We start from the raw sequence: 23,472 nt of genomic DNA, 5'->3' as shown, positions 1-23,472 counted from the left end.
AGCGAGGCCTGCCCGCGATAGCGGGCCGTCAGGCGGCGCTGACCTGGCCTTCGCCCGCCAGCTTGCGGTTGAGCTGGAAGCGCCAGCGCACGTAGAGCAGGGCCGAGCAGAACACTGCCAGGCTGGCCAGCATCTCCAGGATGCCGAACAGTTGCCGGTTCGGGTCGTAGGCGGCCAGCGCGCCCTTGATGAAATACAGGTTCACCACAAAGCACATCCAGGAATGCCCGCGGGCGCTGCCCACCAGCATGCCCGGCGCCATCAGCAGCAGCGGCACCAGTTCGATCAGCAGGATCACCCAGGGCCGGGCGCCATGCAGGTCGGCGACGAACAGGTAGTAGCCGCAGAGCAGGCCGACCAGGCCGAAAAAGCAGATCAGGCTCAGCACCCGGGTGATGCGTACGCGCGGCTCCAGCCATTCGATGGCCGGCAGGATCTTCGGCTTTTTAGCCACGGCTGCTCTCCAGTTGCAGGGCAGTCTTGGCCAGGCGCAGGCCCAGGGCGCGACAGAGGGCGACCTCGTGCTCGTTCAGCGGGCTCTTGCCATCGGCGCCGGCATGGTGGCTGGCACCGTAAGGCGTGCCACCGCCACGGGTTTCCAGCAGGGCCGACTCGCTGTAGGGCAGGCCGGTGATCAGCATGCCGTGGTGCAGCAGCGGCAGCATCATCGACAGCAGGGTGGTTTCCTGGCCGCCGTGCAGGCTGGCGGTGGAGGTGAACACCCCGGCCGGCTTGCCCACCAGGGCGCCGGTCAGCCACAGGTTGCTGGTGCCGTCGAGGAAGTACTTCAGCGGCGCGGCCATGTTGCCGAACCGGGTCGGACTGCCCAAAGCCAGGCCGGAGCAGTGCTTCAGGTCGTCGAGGCTGGCGTACAGCGCGCCGTCTTCCGGGATGCTCGGGGCCACGGCCTCGCAGTCGGCGGATATCGCCGGCACGGTGCGCAGGCGCGCTTCCATGCCACCTTGTTCGATGCCCCGGGCGATCTGCCGGGCCATCTCGTTGGTCGAGCCGTTGCGGCTGTAGTAGAGAACCAGGATGTACGGCGTACTCAAGGCAGGATCTCCAGCACGTTCTCCGGCGGCCGGCCGATGATGGCCTTGTCGCCGACTTCGAGAATCGGCCGTTCCATGAGTTTCGGGTGCGCGGCGATGGCGGCGATCAGCTGCGCTTCGCTGAGGCTGGCGTCGGCCAGGTTGAGGGTCTTGTACTCGTCTTCGCCGGTGCGCAGCAGCTGGCGGGCGCCGATCCCGAGCTTGCCCAGCAGGCTTTGCAGCTGGGCGGCATCGAGCGGGGTTTCCAGGTAGCGGACCACGGTCGGGGTCAGGCCACGGGCTTCCAGCAGTTCCAGCGCACCGCGGGATTTCGAGCAGCGCGGGTTGTGATAAAGCGTCAGATCGGTCATGGGCGGGTCGCATCTTGCGTAAGGTGGCGGCTATTCTACCTGTGCGACGGGCAGTCCTGAACCTTGCGAGGCGATGGGGCGCACGAGAAAGCGGGTTTGACGGTTTTTTTCAATACAAGGATCAAGGCATGGCAAGGCAACTGGCAGCGGCATTGGCGATCATCGGCACTTTGTTGCTGAGCGGCTGCGGTAACGATTACGGGGTCGATCAATATGGCCGGAAAGTCGCCGCCGAGCGCGTGGACAAGCAGTGGCTGGTGCTCAATTACTGGGCCGAATGGTGTGGGCCGTGCCGCACCGAGATTCCCGAGCTCAATGCATTGGCCGAAGGGCTCAAGGGCCAGCCGGTGAGTGTGCTGGGGGTCAATTTCGATAACGTCCAGGGCGAAGAACTGAAGAGCGCCAGTGAAAAACTGGGGATCAAGTTCACCGTGCTGGCGCAGAACCCGGCGGAGATTTTCGACTTGCCACGCAGCGAAGGCTTGCCGGTGACCTACATCATCGATGACCAGGGCAAGGTGCGTGAGCAACTGATGGGCGAACAGACCGCGGCGGGCGTGATGGCGAAGCTGGAAGCCCTGCGCGGGCATTGATCTGTAGCCGCTGCCGCAGGCTGCGATCGGCCTGCAAGGCCGTTGCGATCTCGGGATCGCTGAAGGTCCTGCGTACCTTATCGCAGCCTGCGGCAGCGGCTACAGGGGGCGGTATCAACCTTCCTCGAGCCACCAGCGCAACGGCTTGCCTTCGGCCGGCCAGAAGCGCACTTGCTCGATTGGGGAAATGTCCCAGCGCTGGACGGTTTCCAACGCCTGCAGGAAGCGTCGTTCCTGCTCCATCAGGGCTGGCGCGCACAGCTTGCGGGTGCTGCCGACCTTGCCGAAGCTGAGCTTGTCGCCCTCCAGGGTATAGGGCGCGAACCAATGGTTGCAGCCGCCGTTACCGTAGGCGCGACCGTCTTCACCGAGGGTGATGGTCAGGTGGCTGTAGTCGATCAGCGGACGCTCGCCGATCCACTCCAGGATGTAGCTGCGATCCTGCTGCAGTTTCACCGGCTCCGCCGCGCAACCCAGCAGGCCGGCGCCGAACGCGGCGATCAACGCCAGGCGTTTCATTGGGCGGCTCGCTGGCATTTCGGGCACAGGTGTTTTTCCCCTTCGCTGATCCAGCCCAGCTCGGCGATCCGCGCGCTGGCCGCGGGCTTTTGCGCCTTGCTGCCCAGCTTGGCGTCCACCGCGAACTCGAAGCTCAGCTCGGCCGCGCAGCTGTCGCAGTTGACCTGCCACTGATGGATCGCCAGCTCGCCGAATACCGGACCACGGGCCACGGCGACCCACTGGCCGACCGGGTTGATCAGGTGCCGCACGGTTTCCACCGTCAGGCGCATCGATAGGTCCTTGCTGCCCTTGAGGGTGACGATCAGCACGTCGTCGTTGCGGATGGAACCACCGTTGCCGGTGACCTGATAGCGGCCGGGCACCAGGGCGCGGCATTCGATCAGAGTGTGTTGCGGGTTCATCAGGCTGTAGCGGAAATCGTGTTCGACCATGGGTCCTCCAAATCTGGCGCGTATGCTAGCACGCACCCCGATATCTCAGGTTGCAGGCAGATGACCTTCGCTTACCGCCGGTCCGTCGATTCAGCCTTCCACCCGGTTGCAGGGCGCGCCGGCGGCCCAGGCGGCGATGTTGTGCAAGGTGGTGTCGGCGATCGCCGCCAGGGCCTCGCGGGTGAGGAAGGCCTGGTGGGCGGTGACAATCACGTTGGGGAAGGTCAGCAGCCGCGCCAGCACGTCGTCCTGTAGCGGCAGGTCGGAGCGGTCCTCGAAGAACAGCTGCGCCTCCTCTTCGTAGACATCCAGCCCCAGGTAGCCCAGTTGGCCGTTCTTCAGGGCCTCGATCAGTGCCGGGGTATCCACCAGGCCGCCGCGGCCGGTGTTGATCAGCATTGCGCCCGGTTGCATCCGGGCCAGGCTCTGGCGGTTGATCAGGTGTTTGCTGTCGGCGGTGAGCGGGCAGTGCAGGCTGATGATCTGCGCCTGGGCCAGCAGCTCCGGCAGGCTCAGGTAACGTGCGCCCAGGGCCTCGACTTGCGGGTTGGGGAAGGGATCGTGGGCCAGCAACTGGCAGCCGAAGCCGGCCATGATCCGGGCAAAGGTGGCGCCGATCTGCCCGGTGCCGACGATGCCGACGGTTTTTCCCACCAGGTCGAAGCCGGTCAGGCCGTGCAGGCTGAAGTCGCCTTCGCGGGTGCGGTTGTAGGCGCGGTGCAGGCGGCGGTTCAGCGCCAGGATCAGGGCCACGGCGTGCTCGGCCACGGCATGGGGAGAATAGGCCGGGACCCGGACCACGCTCAGGCCCAGGCGTTTGGCCGCGGCCAGGTCGACATGGTTGTAGCCGGCCGAGCGCAGCGCGATAAGGCGCGTGCCGCCGGCGGCCAGTTGCTCCAGCACCGGGGCGCTCAGGTCGTCATTGATAAAGGCGCAGACCACTTCGTGGTGCTCCGCCAGGGCCGCGGTGTCCAGGCTCAGGCGCGCGGCCTGGAACTGTAGCTCGATGCCCGGCGGCAGATCGGTGCCGAGGAAGCTGTCGCGGTCATAGTTCTGGCTGCTGAAGAGAATCGTGCGCATGGCGTCGTCCTTGTAGGAGGTTGCTCCGAGCATGAACCTTCGGGGCAAACCTGTCGTTGCCCTGGGTCAGGCGTTGATGCGGGCCTCCGTGGCCAGGCGGTTGATGGCCCGTTCGAGTTCGTCGAGGGCGGCGAAGGCCTTGACGTCTTCCTGCTTGAGCAGGGTTTCGCTGCGCTGGCAGGCGGCGCGCAACTGCGGCACCCCACAGTAGCGGGTCGCCCCGTGCAGACGGTGGACCCGTTCGATCAGCGCATTGTGGTCGTTGGCGGCACGGGCGGCGCGAATCGCTTCACGGTCGGCCTCCAGCGAGGCCAGGAGCATCGCCAGCATGTCGGCGGCCAGGTCCGCCTTGCCGGCGGCCAGGCGCAAACCTTCGTCGTGATCCAGCACTTGCAGCTCGAGGCCGTTGCCGGACGGTTCGCCGGTGCGTTCCGGCCCCTGGTTGCGCAGGGCCAGACCGGTCCACTTCAGCACCACCTGAGCCAGTTGCCGCTCACTGATGGGCTTGGTCAGGTAGTCGTCCATGCCGCTTTGCAGCAGCGCGCGTTTTTCGTTGGCCATGGCGTGGGCGGTGAGGGCGATCACCGGCAGCGGCGTGCAGTTGCGTTCGCTCTCCCACTGACGAATCGCCTCGGTGCTCTGGCGGCCGTCCATGCCGGGCATCTGCACGTCCATCATCACCAGGTCGAATGATTCGTTCTGCACCGCCTTGACTGCCGCATAGCCGCTGTCGACCGCGAGCACCTTGGCGCCCATGTCTTCGAGCAGGGTCTGCACCAGCAGCAGGTTGGCCGGGTTGTCATCGACACACAGCACCCGTGGCGGGCGACTGGCGATCGGTTCGCTCGGCTCGTTGCGCACCACCTTGGGGTTGACCAGGTCGGCCAGGGCGCGCCGCAGTTTGCGGGTGCAGGCTGGTTTGGCCTGCAACTGGCTGTGAGGGTTGGGCACTGACAGGTGGAACAGCGTCTGTTCGGTGGTCGGGCACAGCACCAGCACTTTGCAGCCCAGGTGTTCGAGGTCCCAGATGTGCTGGTTGAGGCGTTCCGGCGGCATGTCATTGCTGGTGATGCCGAGCACCGCCAGATCGATCGCCTGTTCGGTCTGGTGCACTCCGGTCACGCCGTTGGTCAGGGCTTCCAGGGTATTGAACGGCGTCACTTCCAGACCGCAGTCCTCGAGTTGATGCTGCAGGGCCTGGCGCGCCAGCTCATGGTTCTCCAGGACCGCGATCCGCCTGCCGAGCAGCGGCGGGGCGGGCAGGTCTTCGGCGTCGTCGCGGGTTTTCGGCAGGCGCAGGCTGATCCAGAACTCCGAACCTTCGCCGGGCGTGCTGTCGACACCGATCTCGCCACCCATCTGTTCGATCAGGCGCTTGGAAATTACCAGCCCCAGGCCGGTACCGCCAGGCTGGCGCGACAACGAGTTGTCGGCCTGGCTGAAGGCCTGGAACAGGGCGCGCACGTCCTGGTTCGACAGGCCGATGCCGGTGTCCTGAATGCTGATGCGCAGTTGCACGCTGTCTTCGTGTTCTTCTTCGAGCATGGCGCGGGCGACGATAGTGCCTTCGCGGGTGAACTTGATGGCGTTGCTCACCAGGTTGGTGAGGATCTGCTTGAGGCGCAGCGGGTCGCCCACCAGCGACAGCGGGGTATCGCGATACACCAGGCTGACCAGTTCCAGCTGCTTGGCGTGGGCGGCCGGGGCGAGGATGGTCAGGGTGTCCTGCAACAGATCGCGCAGGTTGAACGGAATGCTGTCGAGCACCAGCTTGCCGGCTTCGATTTTCGAGAAGTCGAGAATTTCGTTGATGATCCCCAGCAGGCTGTCGGCGGATTTTTCGATGGTGCCCAGGTAATCCAGCTGGCGCGGGGTCAGTTCGCTTTTCTGCAACAGGTGGGTGAAACCGAGAATACCGTTGAGCGGCGTGCGGATCTCGTGACTCATGTTGGCCAGGAATTCCGACTTGATCCGGCTGGCCTCCAGGGCCTCCTTGCGCGCCAGGTCCAGTTCGATGTTCTGGATCTCGATGGTTTCCAGGTTTTGCCGGACGTCCTCGGTGGCCTGGTCGATGCTGTGTTGCAGTTCTTCCTGGGCATTCTGCAGGGTGCCGGCCATGCGGTTGATGCCTGAGGCCAGTTCGTCCAGCTCCTGGCTGCCGAGCAAGGGCAGGCGGGTTTCCAGGTTGCCGTCCTTGAGTTGGGTAACGGCATGTTTGATCTGGCTCAGCGGGTTGTTGATGGTGCGCCCCATGCGCAGCGCCAGCAGGCCGGTGCAGATCAGCCCGGCGATAATCAGCAGCAGGCTGGCGAACAGGCTGCGGTAGCCGCGCAACAGCATGCTGTTATGGGACAGCTCCAGCTCGACCCAGCCGAGCAGGCGGTCGGACTCGTCGGGAATCAGGTCGCCGGCCAGGTTGCGGTGGCGGCCGAACACCGGCAGCAGATAGCGGGTGGCATCGCTGCCGGTGCGTTGCAGCATCTGGCTGCCGTTACCGGTCGGCGCCTGGTTGAGCATGCTCGGGCCGGCATGGGCCAGGGGCGTGCGGTCGGGCGCGAGGAAGGTCACTGCGCGCACGTCCTGCTGTTCCAGGGACTGGGTGGCTATGCGTTCCAGCAGGGCGGTGTTCTTGTGGGCCAGGGCCGGTGCCACCAGGGGCGCCAGTTGCTCGGCGATCATTTCGCCGCGTTGCAGAAGCTGGGTTTGCAGGTCCGACTGCTGCATCCAGGTGAAATAACCGCCCAGCACCAACGCCATCAGGCTGGTTGGCAGCAAGGTCAGTAACAGCACGCGGCCTTTGATCCCCAGTTTCTTAAGCACGCAACTCTCCTGCTACCACGCCGTTTTGAATGAACCCTGCGCACATCCGGTGCGCACCACCTGCGCAGTGTAGCCATTTGCTTTGCCGCAATCTCCGCAAAATTAACCGTCGAACCGCTCAGGTGCCGCGGGTTAGCGAGCGCTTTGTCGACCGGTGTCGGTTGCCCGGCCGCGGACAATCTTGAATAATTGCCCAACTGAGAATTACTTGCAGAAGCTAATGAATCCCGTATCTGTCGGCCATCCCCGGATCCTGAGTATCGAAGACGACCTGGTGCTCGGTGCCTACGTGCACGAGCAATTGGGTCGTTGTGGGTTTGATGTCACCTGGTGCCAGAACGGCCAGGAAGGCCTGACGATGGCTCGCCAGCAACCTTTCGATGTGGTGCTGATGGACATCCTGCTGCCGGGGATGGACGGGCTGACGGTGCTCACCCATTTTCGCCAGAGCCATTCCACGCCGGTGCTGCTGATGTCGGCGCTGGGGGCCGAGGCCGATCGCATCAGCGGTTTTCGCCTGGGGGCCGACGATTATCTGCCCAAGCCCTTCAGCATGGCCGAGCTGCGGGTACGGATCGAAGCCATCCTGCGGCGCGTGGCCCTGGATCGCCGGCCGGCCCCGGCGCCGCTCCGGCAGGAAGCCCAGGGCCTGCGTTTCGACGACGAGCTGTGCGACGTGCATTACGGGCAACAGTGGGCCGGGCTGACCCGCAGCGAATACCGCCTGCTGGAGACGCTCAACCGCAACGGCGACGAGGTCCTGAGCAAACCCTTCCTTTATCAGCATGTGCTGCAGCGCGGCTATGCGCCCCATGATCGCAGCCTGGACATGCACATCAGCCAGATCCGCCGCAAACTCAAGGCCGTCGGTTATGTCGCGCGGGAAGTGCGCACGATCTGGGGCAAGGGCTATGTGCTGAGTGCCGTCGATGAAATGGCCTGAGCTGCCCGGCAGGCATTCGCTGTTCTGGAAGCTGGCCTGCCTGTTGGTCGCGTTCTGCCTGCTGATGATCTGGCTGAGCTGGTCCTGGGGCCGCTACATGGAACAGAAGAACCTGTTCCTTTCCGACGAGGCCCGCGGCACGCTGACCGGCTACGCCGCCGAAGCCGAACAGGCCTGGAACCAGGGGCAGAGCGCCGGGGTCGATGCCTGGCTGCAGGGCATGGCCGAGCGCGAGCGTCATTGGGTCGGGGTCATCGGCCGCGACCTGCAATCGCTGAGCAGTTATCCGCTGAGCGAAGCCGAGAGCCAGCACCTGACGTTCCTGCGCGGCCTGGATTGGCCGGTCAGTCGGCATACTCGTGGCTTGCCCTGGCTGAAGATTGCGTTTCCCAACGACCCGTCCGCCGGCAGCCTGGTGATCGAGTTGCCCCAGCGCTTCATGCCCGGGCGCTACCGGGTGTTCTGGCGGGTGCTGACCAATGGGGTGATTCCTGGCCTGTTCACCCTGCTGCTGTGTGTCGGGCTGTATCGACTGCTGGTGGTGCCGCTGAACCAGCTGCGCGAACAGGCCAACGCCTGGCGCGCCGATCAACTGAATGCGCGGCTGTCGAGCCAGACCACCAGTCGCCAGGACGAGTTGGGTGAACTGGGCCGGGCGTTCGACCAGATGTCCGAGCGCCTGCAGGGCACGGTGGCCTTGCAGCAACAATTGCTGCGCGATCTTTCCCATGAATTGCGCACGCCCCTGAGTCGCCTGCGGGTCGCCTGTGACGGCGAGCAGAGCCTGCCGGCACTGCGCGAGCGGCTGGCGCGGGAAGTCGATGGCATGCAGCGGCTGGTGGACGACACCTTGCAACTGGCCTGGCTCGACACCGAGCGGGCACCGCTGGCCGAGGAAGACATCCAGATCCAGGCCCTGTGGGAAATGCTCACGGAAAACGCCTGCTTCGAAAGCGCCTGGTCCGCCACGCAACTGCATTGCGCGCTGGACGCCTCGTGCTGGGTCCGGGGCAATCTCAATACCCTGGCCCAGGCCCTGGAAAACATTCTGCGCAATGCCATTCGCCATTCGCCCGCGGGCGGTCGTGTGCTGCTGGACGGCCAGCGCCAGGGCGAGCATTGGTTGCTGTGGCTGGAGGATGAAGGGCCTGGCGTGGCCGAGGCCGATCTGCAGCGGATCTTCGATCCTTTTACCCGCCTCGATGGCTCGCGCCCGGGCCATGGCGGTTTTGGCCTGGGGTTGAGTATTGCGCGCAACGCCGTGCAGCGTCAGGGCGGCCAGCTGTGGGCGGAAAATACCGGGTGTGGGCTGCGTTTGAACATGCGCCTGCGGGCTACGGTTGTGATGGAAGCGCCTTCGCCCGAGGCTGATTCGCTGCCTTATATCGTTAAGCCATAAGACCCTCACTTTGCGTGATATGGCCTGCGAACGTTTGCCGGTATGATAGTCGCCCCCGCAGTCCGGATTGCGAATACGCCATGACCTTGCAGTACCCCACCATCGCCGATTGCGTCGGCAACACCCCGCTGGTCCGTTTGCAGCGCCTGCCTGGCGTCACCAGCAACACCCTGCTGCTCAAGCTCGAGGGCAATAACCCGGCGGGTTCGGTCAAGGACCGCCCGGCGCTGTCGATGATCACCCGCGCCGAGCTGCGTGGGCAGATTCACCCCGGCGATACGCTGATCGAAGCGACCTCGGGCAACACCGGGATTGCCCTGGCCATGGCCGCGGCGATCAAGGGCTACAAGATGATCCTGATCATGCCCGACAACTCCAGTGCCGAGCGCAAGGCGGCGATGACCGCCTATGGCGCCGAACTGATCCTGGTCAGCCAGGAAGAGGGCATGGAAGGCGCGCGCGACCTGGCCGAGAAGATGCAGGCCGAAGGTCGTGGCAAGGTGCTCGACCAGTTCGCCAACGGTGACAACCCGGAGGCGCACTACACCGGCACCGGCCCGGAAATCTGGCGGCAGACCGAGGGCACCATCACCCATTTCGTCAGCTCCATGGGCACCACCGGCACCATCATGGGCACCTCGCGTTATCTGAAGGAACAGAACCCGAACGTGCAGATCATCGGCCTGCAACCGATGGAAGGCTCGGCCATTCCCGGCATTCGCCGCTGGCCGCAGGAATACCTGCCGAAGATCTACCAGGCCAGTCGTGTGGATCGCATCGTCGACATGGCGCAAAGCGAAGCCGAAGAGGTGACCCGGCGCCTGGCCCGCGAAGAAGGCATCTTCTGCGGCGTGTCTTCGGGCGGTGCGGTGGCGGCGATGTTGCGCCTGTCCCGCGAAGTCGAAAACGCGGTGATTGTCGCGATCATCTGTGACCGTGGCGACCGTTACCTGTCGACCGGCATCTTCGATGCGCCCAACTGATGGCTAAGCCAGTCAGAGGCCTGCGCTTCCAGCCTTCGGGCGGCAGTCGGGCTGCGCAGATACCCGTCGGTAAAAAACAGCGCCTGACCATCGAGCGCCTGGCCAACGATGGTCGTGGCATTGCCTTCCTGGAAGGGCGTACCTGGTTCGTCGCTGGCGCATTGGCGGGCGAAGAGGTCGAGGCGCGCGTGTTGGGCGCCCACGGCAAAGTGGTGGAAGCCCGTACCGAGCGGGTGTTCAGTGCCAGCGATTTGCGGCGCCCGGCCCCGTGCGCCCATGCCGGCCGTTGCGGTGGCTGCAGCGTGCAGCATCTGCCCCATGACGAACAGCTTGCCCTGAAACAGCGCATGCTCGCCGAGCAGTTGTCGCGGGTCGCCGGTGTCGAGCCAGAGGCGTGGGCGGCACCCTTGAGCGGTCCGGAGTTCGGCTACCGGCGCCGGGCGCGGGTCGCGGTGCGCTGGGACGCCAAGGCGAAAAAGCTCGAAGTGGGTTTTCGCGCCGCCGGCAGCCAGGACATCGTCGCCATCGACGAATGCCCGGTGCTGGTACAGCCCTTGCAACCGATCATGAGCCGCTTGCCGGCCATGCTGCAGCGCCTGAGCAAACCGCAGGCACTGGGGCATGTGGAATTGTTCAGCGGTTCGGCGATTGCCGTGCTGCTGCGCCATATGGCGCCGTTGTCCGCGGCCGACCTGGAGATTCTCCAGGTGTTCTGCGCATTCCATGAGGCCCAGTTGTGGCTGCATGGCGAAGGCGAGCCGCAACCGGTGGACCCGGACCAGGCCCTGGGCTATCGCCTGGAGCCCTGGAATCTGCAGCTGGCCTATCGGCCGGGAGACTTTGTCCAGGTCAACGCCGGGGTCAACGAGGCGATGGTGGCCCAGGCCCTGGAGTGGCTGGCACCACAGGCCGATGAGCGTGTGCTGGACCTGTTTTGTGGCTTGGGCAACTTTGCCTTGCCGCTGGCGCAGAACGTACGGGAAGTGGTGGCGGTCGAAGGGGTGGCGACCATGGTCGCGCGTGCGGCGCAGAATGCTGCTAGCAACAATTTGCATAACACCCGGTTTTTTCAGGCCGATTTATCGCAGCCCCTGAGCGACGCCGAGTGGGCCCGCGAAGGCTTTTCTGCGGTACTCTTGGACCCACCTCGGGACGGGGCATTGGAGGTGGTACGCAAGCTGGCGAGCCTGGGCGCCAAGCGCCTGGTTTATGTGTCATGCAACCCTGCCACTCTGGCGCGTGACACAGTCGAACTGGTCAGGCAGGGCTACCGGTTAAAACGTGCCGGGATCCTCGATATGTTTCCTCAGACGGCACATGTCGAGGCCATGGCGTTATTTGAAGCGAGCTAGGATGGCTCGTCTAATCCGTTGGCCCGTCAGGCAGCACTCGCCGGCCCAGCGAGGAAATACTGGCAGTGAAGGTCAGCGATTTGACGCATTGAATGTGCGTCGTAGGGAAGGTAAAGCAAGATGGTACAGGTGAGAGCGCACCAGCCGATCAACACCGACGGCAGTATCAATCTCGAGGCGTGGCTCGATCATGCGGTCAGCGTCGACATGGCACTGGACCGTGAAGCCTTGAAAGAAGCCTGCGAGTTCGCTCGTGAGGCAGAGTTACAACACATCGCGGCGAAGAATCTCAGCGGCGAGGACATGTCGAGTTTCAGCACTGGCCTTGAGATCGCGGAGATCCTCGCCGACCTCAAGCTGGATCAGGATTCGCTGGTGGCCGCGGTGCTTTACCGTGGCGTCCGGGAAGGCCAGATCCCGCTGCCAGCCGTCAGCCAGCGCTTCGGCCCGGTGGTGGCCAAGCTGATCGACGGCGTGCTGCGCATGGCGGCGATCAGCGCCAGCCTCAGCCCCCGCCAATCCCTCGTGCTCGGCACCCAGGCCCAGGTGGAAAACCTGCGCAAGATGCTGGTGGCGATGGTCGATGACGTGCGTGTGGCGCTGATCAAGCTGGCCGAGCGGACCTGCGCGATCAGGGCGGTGAAAAACGCCGACGACGAGAAGCGCAACCGGGTCGCCCGGGAAGTCTTCGACATCTATGCACCGCTGGCGCATCGCCTCGGTATCGGCCATATCAAATGGGAGCTGGAGGACCTGTCCTTCCGCTACCTGGAGCCTGAGCAGTACAAGCAGATCGCCAAGTTGCTGCACGAGCGGCGCCTTGATCGCGAGCGTTTCATCTCCGACGTGATGAATCAGCTGCAGAATGAGCTGCGGGCCACCGGCGTCGACGCCGACATCAGCGGCCGGGCCAAACATATCTATTCGATCTGGCGCAAAATGCAGCGCAAGGGCCTGGAGTTCAGCCAGATCTACGACGTGCGCGCGGTGCGCGTGCTGGTCCCGGAAATGCGCGATTGCTACACCGCGCTGGGGATCGTCCACACCCTGTGGCGGCACATTCCGAAAGAGTTCGACGACTACATCGCCAACCCCAAGGAGAACGGTTACCGCTCGCTGCACACGGCGGTCATCGGCCCTGAGGGCAAGGTCCTGGAAGTGCAGATCCGCACCCACGCGATGCACGAAGAGGCTGAGCTGGGGGTCTGCGCCCACTGGCGCTACAAGGGCACCGACGTCAAATCCGGTTCCAACCACTACGAAGAGAAAATCTCCTGGCTGCGCCAGGTGCTCGAGTGGCATGAGGAACTGGGGGATATCGGCGGCCTGGCCGAGCAGCTGCGGGTGGATATCGAGCCAGACCGGGTCTACATCTTCACCCCCGACGGCCACGCCATCGACTTGCCGAAAGGCGCGACCCCGCTGGACTTCGCCTACCGCGTGCACACCGAGATCGGTCACAACTGCCGGGGCGCGAAGATCAACGGGCGCATCGTGCCGCTCAACTACAGCCTGCAGACCGGCGAGCAGGTCGAGATCATCACCAGCAAGCACGGCACGCCGAGCCGCGACTGGCTGAACCCGAACCTGGGGTATGTCACCACCTCGCGGGCGCGGGCGAAGATCGTCCACTGGTTCAAGCTGCAGGCGCGGGATCAGAACGTAGCGGCGGGCAAGACCCTGCTCGAACGCGAACTCAATCGCCTCGACCTGCCGCAGGTGGATTTCGACAAGCTGGCCGACAAGGCCAACATGAAAACCGCCGAGGACATGTTCGCGGCACTGGGGGCGGGCGACCTGCGCCTGGCGCAACTGGTCAACCTGGCTCAGCAACTGGTGGAGCCGGAGCGCGGCAACGAACAGCTGGAACTGATCCCGCGCAAGGCCACCGGCTACAAGCCCGGCAAGCGCGGCGACATCCAGATCCAGGGCGTCGGCAACCTGCTGACCCAGATGGCCGGCTGCTGCCAGCCGCTGCCGGGGGATGCGATCGTCGGTTACATCACCCAGGGCCGCGGGGTGAGCATTCACCGCCAGGACTGTGCCTCGGTGCTGCAACTGGCCGGCCGCGAGCCGGAGCGGATCATCCAGGTCAGCTGGGGCCCGGTGCCGGTGCAGACCTACCCGGTGGACATCATCATTCGCGCCTACGACCGCTCCGGCCTGCTGCGTGACGTGTCCCAGGTGCTGCTCAACGAGCGGATCAACGTGCTGGCGGTCAACACCCGCTCGAATAAGGAGGACAACACCGCGCTGATGTCCCTGACCATCGAGATTCCGGGGCTGGACGCGTTGGGGCGGCTGCTGGGGCGTATTTCCCAGTTGCCGAACATCATCGAGACCCGCCGTAACCGTACCCCTTGAAAGTCGGAGCGTAGGAGCGAGGCTTGCCCGCGATGGCGATTTGTCTGACATACCGCTATCGCGGGCAACCCTCGTTCCTACAGAAAACATGGTTTGGCAATGAGAGTGACCGATGTACAGCCTTGAAGACCTGTTGCACCTGATGGCGCGGCTGCGGGATCCGCAGTACGGCTGCCCTTGGGATATTAAGCAGAGCTACGCCACCATCGTCCCCCACACCCTGGAAGAAGCCTACGAAGTGGCCGATGCCATCGAACGAGGCGATTTCGAGCACTTGCAGGGTGAGTTGGGCGATCTGCTGTTCCAGGTGGTGTATTACAGCCAGCTGGCGCGGGAGGAGGGGCGTTTCGAGTTCGATGGCGTAGTCGACAGCATCACCCGCAAGCTGATCCGTCGCCATCCCCATGTATTCCCTACCGGGGACCTGTACGCGCCGCTGGATATTCCGCGGCTGGATGAAGAACAGGTCAAGCAGCGCTGGGAAGAGATCAAGGCCGAGGAGCGTGCCGAGAAGTCGGCGCAGCCTTTGCAGTTGTCCTTGCTCGACGATGTGCCCGCGGCGCTGCCGGCGCTGTCCCGTTCGGCCAAGCTGCAAAAACGTGCGGCCCAGGTCGGTTTTGACTGGCCGGATGCCTTGCCGGTGGTGGACAAGATCCGCGAAGAGCTCGATGAAGTGCTCGAAGCCATGTCCGAGAATGACCCGCAGGCGATTGCCGACGAGGTGGGCGACCTGCTGTTCGCCGTGGTCAACCTGGCCCGACATCTGAAGGTCGATCCGGAAACCACCCTGCGTGGCGCCAATGCCAAGTTCGAGCGACGGTTCCGATTTATCGAGCAGGCATTGCGCGATACCCGCCGACCCATGGAAGATTGCACCCTCGAAGAGTTGGACGCCTTGTGGGGCGAAGCCAAACGTCAGGAAAAGAATTTGCCCAGCTGTGGCTGAGGCTGTTGCCTAAGTGAGTGAGCACCAATGAGCCTTTCCCTTCGCGACCAGTTGCTCAAAGCAGGGCTGGTCAACCAAAAGCAGGCCAAACAGGTCAGCAAAGAGAAACAGAAGCAGCAACGCCTGGTCCATAAAGGGCAGGTCGAGGCGGACGATACCCAGGCGCGCCTGGCCCAGGAGGCGCAGGCCGAGAAGGTCAAGCGCGACCAGGAACTCAACCGCCAGCAGCAGGAGAAGGCCGAGCAGAAGGCCCGTGCCGCGCAGATCAAGCAACTGATCGAAGTGTCGCGCCTGCCGAAGCTGACCACCGAGGATTACTACAACTTCGTCGACGACAAGAAGGTCAAGCGCCTGTCGGTGAACACCCTGATGCGCAACAAGCTGAGCAGCGGCTCGCTGGCCATCGTGCACCATGCCGGCGGTTATGAGGTCATCCCGCGTGAAGCCGCGCTGAAGATCCAGGAGCGCGATCCACGGCGCATCGTTCAGCTCAACACGCCGACCGAGGCACCGGACGAGGACGATCCGTACGCGGCCTACCAGATCCCTGACGATCTGATGTGGTAAACCCGCAGAAACAACAAACCCCGCCATGAGCGGGGTTTGTTGTTTCTGAAGCGCCTGCCGATGCGTGGCGGCAGGCGCGGCAGTCGTTGTGAGGTCAGGAGCTTTGCGGTGCGCGGTTCTGCTCCAGCTTCTCCAGTTCGGCCTTGTAATTATGGGCATCGCTCTCGGAATGAAACATTCCCACCAGCAAGTCTTGTTGATGCACGTCCCAGATCCGTACACCTGCGGCTACGCCTTCATGGGACATGTGTGAATCGTCGCGTTCAGTTACTTTTACAGTCATCTGCTAGCTCCAATCTCTATTGATCTGCAGCAAGGCGTGTGCAGGGCTCTGTTATATATTTTGTTAGCTGGCTAAGTAAATTGCTTTCAAATGCAACAATCTTTTGCAGATTTCGAAACAGTCCCGCAGGCCGCGGAAACTGTGGCATTCGGTCGCAGGGGCCGGAGTTTTATGACAAAAGTTTCATGTTGGGCAGCTGTCGTACTGGGTGTTTTGGCCCGGCGAGTGAGCCTGCCGGGTCGCCAGGAGGGCTGTGCTTGAGCGGCTAAATGGAAACACCAGGCGAAAAAAAGCCCCGCATCGGCGGGGCTTTTTCATTGTCGTGCGGCTTAGCTGCCTTTGACGGTCTTGCCGTTGACGGTGCCGTTTAGGAGCATGATGTTGTACTCCTTGCCGTCGGTTTCGACCTGTTGCAGGCGAACCAGCAGGTAATCCCAGTCCTTGGCGAACCACATGACGGTGATGCGTTTGCTTTGTGTCGGGTCGCGCACGCGCTCGACCTTGATCGCGTCGATCTGGCCGGCCTTGGTGTCGACTTTTTCCGAGCCCAGGACACGGAAGTCGTAGGTATCGACTTCGCCATCATCGACGACCTGGTAGCTCATGCTTTTCTTGCCGGCGGCTACATCGTGCTGCAGAGCGAGCTGGTAGGTGGATTTGTCGACCATGCCGCGATTGAGCGGGATCTTGACTGCATCGCCGCGATCGGTGCCGGTGACCATCTTGGCGTTCCAGTCGAAGTCCAGGTCGGCCTTCTTGGCTTTGCCGAGGCCGCCGCGTTCGAAGTGATAGGACTGCGGCAGCAGGGTGTCCTTGTCGAGCGTCAGGGTGCTTTCTTCAGTCAGGCTGGCGATCATCATCGAAGCCTTGAAGCTCAGCTTCCAGGTGCCGTCGCCTTTCTTTTCCAGGCTGCGTTCGGCGGTACCGCTCATCGGCAGCTGTTTCCAGTCGGCGGTATAGCTGGCGGAGAAGGGTTGAAGGTCCGCAGCCTGCGCGAAGGGCAGGGCGAGCAGAGCACAAGCGAAGAGCAGGGCGCGACGCATAAAATCTCCTAATTACGAATCAAGTGGCCACTGGCGGCCAGTAACTGACCATCCAGTAAAGCACCCTGTTCGCCGAGTGTGAGTCGACCTTCGGCAAACCAGCGTACGGCCATTGGGTAAATCCGGTGTTCCTGGACGTGGACCCGCTGCGCCAGGCTTTGCGGCGAGTCGTGCAACTCTACCGGGATCACTGCCTGTACGACCAGTGGTCCGCCATCGAGTTCCTCTGTCACAAAGTGCACGCTGCAGCCGTGCTCGGTGTCTCCGGCCTCCAGCGCTCGCTGATGAGTGTGTAACCCTTTGTATTTGGGTAGCAGCGAAGGATGGATATTGAGCAGGCGACCCTGATAGTGCCGCACGAAGTCCGCGCTGAGAATGCGCATGAATCCGGCAAGCACCACGAGCTTGGGCTGGAAGGCGTCGATCAGTTCGATCAGCGCGGCATCGAAGGCCTCGCGACCTTCGAATGCCTTGTGATCGAGGGCGCGGGTATCGATACCTGCGTCCCGGGCGCGTTGCAGGCCGTAGGCGTCGGCGCGGTTGGAAATCACCGCGCGGATGCGTACCGGGCTGTCGTCGCCCCGGGTACTGTCGATCAGGGCCTGCAAGTTGCTGCCGGTACCGGACAACAGCACCACTACATCACAGGTGGCTGGCATCGGCTCTTGCATCAATGTGCCTTGAGGTTTTTCAGCTCGACCTGGGCAGCGCCCTCGGCGGCGCTAGCGATCTGACCAATGACCCAAGGTTGTTCGCCGGCTTCGCGCAGGACGTTCAGGGCGCTTTCAACGTGCTCCTGAGCCACGCAGATCACCATGCCCACGCCGCAGTTCAGCACGCGGTGCATTTCGTGTTCGTCGACGTTGCCTTTCTCTTGCAGCCAGTCGAATACCGCCGGGCGCTGCCAGCTGGCCACGTCGACCACGGCCTGGGCGCCTTTTGGCAGGACACGCGGAATGTTGTCCAGCAGGCCGCCGCCGGTGATGTGGGCCATGGCCTTGACCGCGCCAGTGTCCTTGATCAGCTTGAGCAGTGGCTTGACGTAGATGCGGGTCGGGGCCATCAGCAGTTCGGTCAGCGGCTTGCCGTCGAGCTGGACGGTTTCGATATCGGCACCGGAGACTTCGATGATCTTGCGGATCAGCGAGTAGCCGTTGGAGTGCGGGCCGGACGATGGCAGGGCGAGCAGGGCGTCGCCGGTGGCAACCTTGGAACCGTCGATGATTTCGGCTTTTTCCACCACGCCGACGCAGAAGCCGGCCAGGTCGTAGTCTTCGCCTTCGTACATGCCGGGCATTTCAGCGGTTTCACCGCCGACCAGGGAGCAGCCAGCCAGTTCGCAGCCAGCGCCGATACCGGTAACCACGGTGGCGGCAACGTCGACGTTCAGCTTGCCGGTGGCGTAGTAGTCGAGGAAGAACAGCGGCTCGGCACCGCAGACCACCAGGTCGTTGACGCACATGGCGACCAGGTCCTGGCCGATGCTGTCGTGTTTGTTCAGGTTCAGTGCCAGGCGCAGCTTGGTGCCCACGCCGTCGGTACCGGAGACCAGTACTGGCTGCTTGTAGCCGGCCGGGATTTCGCAGAGGGCGCCGAAACCGCCCAGGCCGCCCATGACTTCCGGGCGCGCGGTGCGCTTGGCGACGCTCTTGATGCGTTCGACCAATGCTTCACCGGCGTCGATGTCTACACCGGCGTCTTTGTAGCTCAGGGAGGGTTGCTTGCTCATGATCCAGGCCTTTAGGGGGGATTCAGGGGGTATCGACCGAGTCCAGGGAGGCCAGTGAAACAGTCGCGGCGGCAATGCCGCGCAATCATTTCAGCGACCCCGGCTGTTGCCGGTCTGCGAAGGCGCGCGATTTTATCAGGCTTGAGGTGTAGCGGCCATCCTCGGGCCGACGGGCAGGGCATATCCGCTTAAAAAAAAAACCGCAATTGCGCGTGTCGATCGCGCCGCTCGGGGCTGTATAAGGTATAGCCTTGTACCCGCTATCGTTATGACAGCACGAAAACTTCCATCGACCGGGTGAATGTTTGTCCAGGCTTTGTGGTCACAGCCTTGGTCAATCCTGTTCATGCGGTCTGTTCCAGCCGCCTTTTGTCGTCGGGAATCCTCCATGCGTTTGGGTAAATTTCTTTTTGTGGGCTGTTTGTCATTGGTCAGCCTGGCGAGTCATGCCGAAACCCTCAATAACCTGTATCAGGTCCGCGAACCGGTCAGCAGCCAGGCCCCTGGCGAGCGCGACCAGGCCACCCAGCGGGCCCTGGAAACCCTGGTATTGCGCCTGACCGGCGATAGCAAGGCCCTGCAGAACCCGGGACTGGCGGCGATCCGCAAGGACCCGCAGCAGATCATCAGCCAGTACGGCTACGACGCCGGTCCTCCCGAAAGCCTGCAGGTCGACTTCGACCCGGCCAGCACCGACCGGGCGTTGCGCCAGGCTGGCCTGTCGCTGTGGGGCAGTAATCGCCCGTCGATTCTCGGCTGGTGGCTGACCGACTCCAGTGAAGGTTCCAGCCTGGTGGGCGATGGCCAGGCCAGCGCCACGCCGTTGCGCCGTGCGGCCCTGCATCGCGGCCTGCCGCTGCGTTTGCCGCTGGGTGACCTGAATGAGCAGATTGTCGCTACGGCGCCGAATCTCGAAGGTTCCGATCCGGCGCCATTGCGCGCCGCGTCGGAGCGTTACGGCGCGGACGCTCTGCTGGCGGTGCATGCCAGTGAAGAGGGCGGTCAGTGGCAGGCCAAATGGCGCCTGTGGCTGGGTGACCAGAAGGAGCAGGGCAGCGTCCAGGGAGCTGATGTGCCGGCCTTGGCCGATGCCGTGCTGTTGGCGGTCAGCCAGCGCCTGGCCCCGCGTTTCGCGGTCAAGCCGGGCGCATCCAGCGAGCAGTTGCTGGAAGTGCAGGGCATGAACCTGGAGCGCTATGCGGCGTTGGGCCGTTTGCTCGAGCCCTTCGGTGGGCGTTTGCAGAGCGTCGATGGTGATCGTTCGGTGTACCGGGTCAGCGGCAGCGCCGAGCAGCTGCGTGCGCAGTTGAATCTGGCTCGGTTGCAGGAAGTCCCGGCGGGCGCTGTGCCTGTCCAGCCGACTGTCGAAGGCGCGACACCTGCGCCTGCACCGGCCGCGCAACTGCGTTTTCGCTGGTAGGTTTTCTTTCTTTATATAGAAGCAATGGAGTGGTTCATGGCTGATACGCGTCGATGGGTCTGGTTGGGTGGGTTGGTCCTGCTCTGTGGGTTTGTGTACCTGTTGCATCCGATCCTGACGCCGTTCCTGGTGGCCTTATTGTTGGCCTATCTGTTCGATCCGCTGGTGGACCGCCTGGAAAAGCTCGGGTTGTCGCGCACCTGGGGCGTGGTGGCGGTATTTGCCCTGTTCACCCTGATCGTCATGGCGTTGTTGCTGGTGCTGGTGCCTATGCTCGCCAAGCAACTGCTGCGCCTGTATGAACTGGCGCCGCAGATGCTCGATTGGCTGCAGCACACGGCAATGCCCTGGGCGCAGTCCAAGCTGGGCTTGTCCGATGGTTTCTGGAAGTTCGACAAGGTCAAGGCGGCGATCAGCGAGCACATGGGGCAGACCACCGATATCGTCGGCGTGGTCCTGAGCCAGGCAACGGCCTCCAGCCTGGCGCTGATTGGCTGGCTGGCCAACCTGGTACTGATTCCGGTGGTCAGCTTTTACCTGCTACGCGACTGGGACCTGATGATGGCGAAGATCCGCAGCCTGTTGCCCCGTGATCGCGAGGAGCGTGTGGTGGCGCTGGCGGGGGAATGCCATGAAGTGCTGGGGGCGTTCGTCCGTGGTCAGCTGCTGGTGATGGTGGCCCTGGGGATGATCTATGCAGCGGGCCTGATGCTGGTCGGGCTGGAACTGGGGCTGTTGATCGGTCTGATTGCCGGCCTGGCGGCCATCGTGCCGTACATGGGGTTTGTCATCGGCATCGGCGCGGCGCTGATTGCTGGGTTGTTCCAGTTCGGTGGCGACCTGTACCCGATGATCGGCATCGTGGCCGTGTTCATGGTCGGCCAGGCCCTGGAGGGCATGGTGCTGACCCCCTTGCTGGTGGGCGACCGGATCGGCCTGCACCCGGTGGCGGTGATCTTCGCGATTCTCGCCGGTGGTGAGCTGTTCGGTTTCACCGGCATCCTGCTGGCCTTGCCGGTGGCGGCGGTGATCATGGTGCTGGTGCGCCATGTGCACGACTTGTACAAGGATTCGGACATCTATAGCGGTGTAGAGGAGTCCGAGCTGTAACGTCCACGGTTAACGCTTTCGGGGCGCCTGCGTTTCAGGTGGGTGCCATCGAGAGTGTTTACAGCTGTCACATCCACCGTCAAAGAAACCCCCGTGATTTCATCAGGCTAACGCAAACCTTTGATTTTGCTTGTGGTCTGCTACATTGTGCGCCCGGCGTCACGGGTATAAACTTTGCAAACTTTACACAGAGGCCACTAACGGTTCGTTTGGAACTGTTCAGTCAGCATGAAACCGATTCAGCTGCCCCTAGGTGTGCGTCTGCGTGATGACGCCACCTTCATCAACTACTACCCAGGCGCCAATGCCGCTGCACTCGGCTATGTCGAGCGGCTTTGCGAAGCCGACGCCGGCTGGACCGAAAGCCTGATCTACCTCTGGGGCAAGGATGGGGTAGGGCGTACGCACTTGCTGCAGGCGGCCTGCCTGCGGTTCGAGCAGTTGGGGGAGCCAGCGGTCTATTTGCCCCTGGCGGAATTGCTGGACCGCGGCATCGAAATCCTCGACAACCTGGAACAGTACGAACTGGTCTGCCTGGATGACTTGCAAGCGGTGGCGGGCAAGGCTGACTGGGAAGAAGCGCTGTTTCATCTGTTCAACCGCTTGCGTGACAGCGGCCGGCGCCTGTTGATCGCGGCTTCGACCTCTCCCCGGGAGCTGCCGGTGAAGCTGGCGGACCTCAAATCCCGCCTGACCCTGGCGCTGATCTTCCAGATGCGCCCGCTCTCCGATGAAGACAAATTGCGTGCATTGCAATTGCGCGCCTCACGTCGCGGGCTGCACCTGACCGACGAAGTCGGGCACTTTATCCTGACGCGCGGTACCCGCAGCATGAGCGCCTTGTTCGAGCTGCTGGAGCGCCTTGATCAGGCGTCCTTGCAGGCTCAGCGCAAGCTGACCATTCCCTTCCTCAAGGAAACCCTGGGCTGGTAAAGCCGCGGGCGGTAGTGGCTTTTTGGTATATTCAAGCGCCAGAAAACCCGCATCCGGAAGCGGTTCCAGAGGCGCGTGCGTTTAAAATGGGCTTAAGGCCTTAGATGTTGAGTAGAAACCGATAAGTCACATTTCAATCGATTGAATTTGCAAATTAGAGCGATAGAAGGCATAGTCGCGGCTTCTTTATAACTTTAAGCCACGGTCGTGCCCATGCTGAAGCGCTTCGCACCCCTCGTGCCTCTTGCACTCGTTACCCTGTTGTTTGGTTGCGCCACCCACTCTCCGGTGAGCCAACAAGAGCAGCAACAACAGGTTCAAAACTCTTCAAAAGCCCAGTCTTCCGCTATTTTCCAGGAAGAGCTGGCAACCGAAAAAGAACTCGCCGAGTTCGCTGACAGCAAGCCTTACCAGCTGCCAGTGCTGGCTGACAGTATTCTCGAACGTGGCATGTCCCTGATCGGTACCCGTTACCGTTTCGGCGGTACCTCTGAAGCCGGTTTCGATTGCAGCGGTTTCATCGGCTACCTGTTCCGTGAAGAGGCCGGCATGAATCTGCCGCGCTCCACCCGTGAAATGATCAACGTTGATGCTCCGCTGGTTGCGCGTAACAAGCTGCAGCCGGGCGATCTGCTGTTCTTCGCCACCAATGGCCGCCGCGGTCGCGTAAGCCATGCTGGTATCTACCTGGGCGATGACCAGTTCATCCACTCCAGCAGCCGCCGCAGCGGTGGCGTGCGGGTGGACAGCCTGGGCGACAGCTACTGGAGCAAGACCTTCATCGAAGCCAAGCGCGCCCTCGCCATGGCCCCGACCGTGGTCACCGCACGCAAGTAAGCGGACTTTTTGTAAGGTGAAGTTAAAGTCTTACTTGAAGTTTGGCGCGTAGGCGCTAGAATCCTGATCTATTGTTGAAAACTAACCGCGTAAGCCCTGCTTACGCGGTTTTGTTTTCGGCCTCACGGCAGAGAAAGCCGCATCCAGATCAGGATTGTTCTGCATATGTCGACGTCGGCCCGCCTTGCATTGATCGTTCTCGCCGCGCTGCTCAGCGCGTGCGCCAGTCGTACCCCGCCACCTGCGCCCGTGGTACGTGCTCCCGTATTCAACACTCCCCAGACCTTCTCGCCGGCTGCCGAAGACGTGCTGTTTCGTGCGTTGGGCCTGGTGGGCACACCTTATCGCTGGGGCGGCAACACACCGGACTCCGGTTTCGATTGCAGCGGCCTGATCGGCTACGTCTATCGCGACGCCGCCGGTATCTCGCTGCCGCGCTCGACCCGCGAAATGATCGGCATGCGGGCACCGAATGTCGGCAAGAATGCCTTGCAGACCGGCGACCTGATATTTTTTGCCACCAATGGCGGTTCCCAGGTCAGCCACGCGGGCATCTATGTCGGCGAAGGCCGCTTCGTCCATGCGCCGGCCACCGGCGGCACGGTGAAGCTGGACAGTCTGTCCAAGGCCTATTGGCAAAAAGCCTACCTGAGCGCCAAACGCGTGCTGCAGCCAGAGCATCTGGCGCACAATCCTTAGGTTCTTCCTGTCTCTG

Annotated in this window: 24 protein-coding genes; 13 read left to right on the top strand and 11 right to left on the bottom strand. The window is 63.0% G+C overall.

Annotation, left to right across the window (positions count from 1 at the left end):
* Positions 1–28: 28 nt before the first annotated feature.
* From C4K27_RS22985 to arsC, 3 genes are read right to left on the bottom strand one after another with little or no spacing between them, the layout of a single operon-like run.
* Entirely contained in the window at positions 29–454 is a 426-nt protein-coding gene (locus C4K27_RS22985; RefSeq protein WP_053262269.1) for a DUF2069 domain-containing protein, read from the bottom strand.
* Entirely contained in the window at positions 447–1,052 is a 606-nt protein-coding gene (wrbA, locus tag C4K27_RS22980; protein ID WP_007931797.1) for an NAD(P)H:quinone oxidoreductase, read from the bottom strand. Before wrbA ends, C4K27_RS22985 begins: the two co-directional genes overlap by 8 nt.
* Positions 1,049–1,402: an arsenate reductase (glutaredoxin) gene (gene arsC / locus C4K27_RS22975; RefSeq protein ID WP_007931799.1), complete on the bottom strand. Its 354-nt coding sequence runs from the start codon at positions 1,400–1,402 to the stop codon at positions 1,049–1,051. Before arsC ends, wrbA begins: the two co-directional genes overlap by 4 nt.
* Before the next feature lie 128 nt (positions 1,403–1,530).
* Between arsC and C4K27_RS22970 the strand changes: the two genes are divergently transcribed.
* A complete protein-coding gene (locus C4K27_RS22970; protein WP_007931800.1) occupies positions 1,531–1,995 on the top strand; it encodes a TlpA disulfide reductase family protein in 465 nt (154 codons plus the stop codon).
* Positions 1,996–2,109: 114 nt separating this feature from the next.
* Here the strand turns inward: C4K27_RS22970 and C4K27_RS22965 are convergent, their stop codons facing one another.
* The 4 genes from C4K27_RS22965 to C4K27_RS22950 all read right to left on the bottom strand — a co-directional run bounded on the left by C4K27_RS22965 (position 2,110) and on the right by C4K27_RS22950 (position 6,848).
* Positions 2,110–2,514, bottom strand: coding sequence for an META domain-containing protein (locus tag C4K27_RS22965; RefSeq protein ID WP_053262268.1), 405 nt, complete (start codon positions 2,512–2,514; stop codon positions 2,110–2,112).
* Positions 2,511–2,948: a hypothetical protein gene (locus tag C4K27_RS22960; protein WP_009050281.1), complete on the bottom strand. Its 438-nt coding sequence runs from the start codon at positions 2,946–2,948 to the stop codon at positions 2,511–2,513. Before C4K27_RS22960 ends, C4K27_RS22965 begins: the two co-directional genes overlap by 4 nt.
* Positions 2,949–3,038: 90 nt before the next feature.
* Positions 3,039–4,028 (bottom strand): 2-hydroxyacid dehydrogenase, encoded by a 990-nt coding sequence (locus C4K27_RS22955; RefSeq protein WP_053262267.1) that lies wholly within the window; start codon positions 4,026–4,028, stop codon positions 3,039–3,041.
* Between the two features lie 66 nt (positions 4,029–4,094).
* The gene (locus C4K27_RS22950; protein WP_053262266.1) at positions 4,095–6,848 is read right to left on the bottom strand and encodes a response regulator; all 2,754 of its coding nucleotides are present in this window, start codon (positions 6,846–6,848) and stop codon (positions 4,095–4,097) included.
* Positions 6,849–7,068: 220 nt separating this feature from the next.
* Between C4K27_RS22950 and C4K27_RS22945 the strand changes: the two genes are divergently transcribed.
* The 7 genes from C4K27_RS22945 (at position 7,069) to C4K27_RS22915 (ending at position 15,402) form a co-directional block, all read left to right on the top strand.
* A complete protein-coding gene (locus tag C4K27_RS22945) occupies positions 7,069–7,791 on the top strand; it encodes a response regulator transcription factor (protein WP_053262265.1) in 723 nt (240 codons plus the stop codon).
* A complete protein-coding gene (locus C4K27_RS22940; RefSeq protein WP_053262264.1) occupies positions 7,778–9,190 on the top strand; it encodes a sensor histidine kinase in 1,413 nt (470 codons plus the stop codon). Before C4K27_RS22945 ends, C4K27_RS22940 begins: the two co-directional genes overlap by 14 nt.
* Positions 9,191–9,270: 80 nt before the next feature.
* Entirely contained in the window at positions 9,271–10,173 is a 903-nt protein-coding gene (gene cysM / locus C4K27_RS22935) for a cysteine synthase CysM (protein WP_053262263.1), read from the top strand.
* Positions 10,173–11,525 carry a 23S rRNA (uracil(1939)-C(5))-methyltransferase RlmD gene (gene rlmD, locus C4K27_RS22930; protein ID WP_053262262.1) on the top strand — a complete coding sequence of 451 codons (1,353 nt, stop codon included), beginning with the start codon at positions 10,173–10,175 and terminating at the stop codon, positions 11,523–11,525. Before cysM ends, rlmD begins: the two co-directional genes overlap by 1 nt.
* Positions 11,526–11,645: 120 nt before the next feature.
* Positions 11,646–13,889 carry a GTP diphosphokinase gene (gene relA / locus C4K27_RS22925; protein ID WP_053262261.1) on the top strand — a complete coding sequence of 748 codons (2,244 nt, stop codon included), beginning with the start codon at positions 11,646–11,648 and terminating at the stop codon, positions 13,887–13,889.
* A 112-nt stretch (positions 13,890–14,001) separates the two neighbouring features.
* Positions 14,002–14,835 carry a nucleoside triphosphate pyrophosphohydrolase gene (mazG, locus tag C4K27_RS22920; RefSeq protein WP_053262260.1) on the top strand — a complete coding sequence of 278 codons (834 nt, stop codon included), beginning with the start codon at positions 14,002–14,004 and terminating at the stop codon, positions 14,833–14,835.
* A 27-nt stretch (positions 14,836–14,862) separates the two neighbouring features.
* Entirely contained in the window at positions 14,863–15,402 is a 540-nt protein-coding gene (locus C4K27_RS22915; RefSeq protein WP_007927770.1) for a DUF2058 domain-containing protein, read from the top strand.
* 94 nt (positions 15,403–15,496) lie between these two features.
* Here C4K27_RS22915 and C4K27_RS22910 read toward each other — a convergent pair whose 3' ends face one another.
* The 4 genes from C4K27_RS22910 to purM form a co-directional block, all read right to left on the bottom strand.
* Entirely contained in the window at positions 15,497–15,685 is a 189-nt protein-coding gene (locus tag C4K27_RS22910; RefSeq protein WP_016702508.1) for a hypothetical protein, read from the bottom strand.
* A gap of 329 nt (positions 15,686–16,014) precedes the next feature.
* Positions 16,015–16,728: a DUF3108 domain-containing protein gene (locus C4K27_RS22905; protein ID WP_007927772.1), complete on the bottom strand. Its 714-nt coding sequence runs from the start codon at positions 16,726–16,728 to the stop codon at positions 16,015–16,017.
* Between the two features lie 8 nt (positions 16,729–16,736).
* Positions 16,737–17,387, bottom strand: coding sequence for a phosphoribosylglycinamide formyltransferase (purN, locus tag C4K27_RS22900; protein ID WP_053262669.1), 651 nt, complete (start codon positions 17,385–17,387; stop codon positions 16,737–16,739).
* Between the two features lie 11 nt (positions 17,388–17,398).
* Entirely contained in the window at positions 17,399–18,457 is a 1,059-nt protein-coding gene (gene purM / locus C4K27_RS22895) for a phosphoribosylformylglycinamidine cyclo-ligase (protein ID WP_007927774.1), read from the bottom strand.
* Positions 18,458–18,845: 388 nt separating this feature from the next.
* Between purM and C4K27_RS22890 the strand changes: the two genes are divergently transcribed.
* The 5 genes from C4K27_RS22890 to C4K27_RS22870 all read left to right on the top strand — a co-directional run bounded on the left by C4K27_RS22890 (position 18,846) and on the right by C4K27_RS22870 (position 23,456).
* The gene (locus C4K27_RS22890) at positions 18,846–19,877 is read left to right on the top strand and encodes a DUF2066 domain-containing protein (protein WP_037004936.1); all 1,032 of its coding nucleotides are present in this window, start codon (positions 18,846–18,848) and stop codon (positions 19,875–19,877) included.
* A gap of 36 nt (positions 19,878–19,913) precedes the next feature.
* Entirely contained in the window at positions 19,914–20,987 is a 1,074-nt protein-coding gene (locus C4K27_RS22885) for an AI-2E family transporter (protein WP_007927776.1), read from the top strand.
* A gap of 228 nt (positions 20,988–21,215) precedes the next feature.
* On the top strand, positions 21,216–21,920 hold the full coding sequence (gene hda / locus C4K27_RS22880; RefSeq protein WP_007898944.1) for a DnaA regulatory inactivator Hda: 705 nt from the start codon (positions 21,216–21,218) through the stop codon (positions 21,918–21,920).
* Between the two features lie 213 nt (positions 21,921–22,133).
* A complete protein-coding gene (locus tag C4K27_RS22875) occupies positions 22,134–22,757 on the top strand; it encodes a C40 family peptidase (protein ID WP_025805656.1) in 624 nt (207 codons plus the stop codon).
* Between the two features lie 165 nt (positions 22,758–22,922).
* On the top strand, positions 22,923–23,456 hold the full coding sequence (locus tag C4K27_RS22870) for a C40 family peptidase (RefSeq protein WP_007927778.1): 534 nt from the start codon (positions 22,923–22,925) through the stop codon (positions 23,454–23,456).
* The last annotated feature ends 16 nt before the right edge of the window (positions 23,457–23,472 follow it).

It is taken from the genome of Pseudomonas chlororaphis subsp. chlororaphis (assembly GCF_003945765.1).
Classification (GTDB): Bacteria; Pseudomonadota; Gammaproteobacteria; order Pseudomonadales; family Pseudomonadaceae; genus Aquipseudomonas; species Aquipseudomonas chlororaphis.
This window is presented reverse-complemented; position numbering and strand designations above follow the sequence as displayed.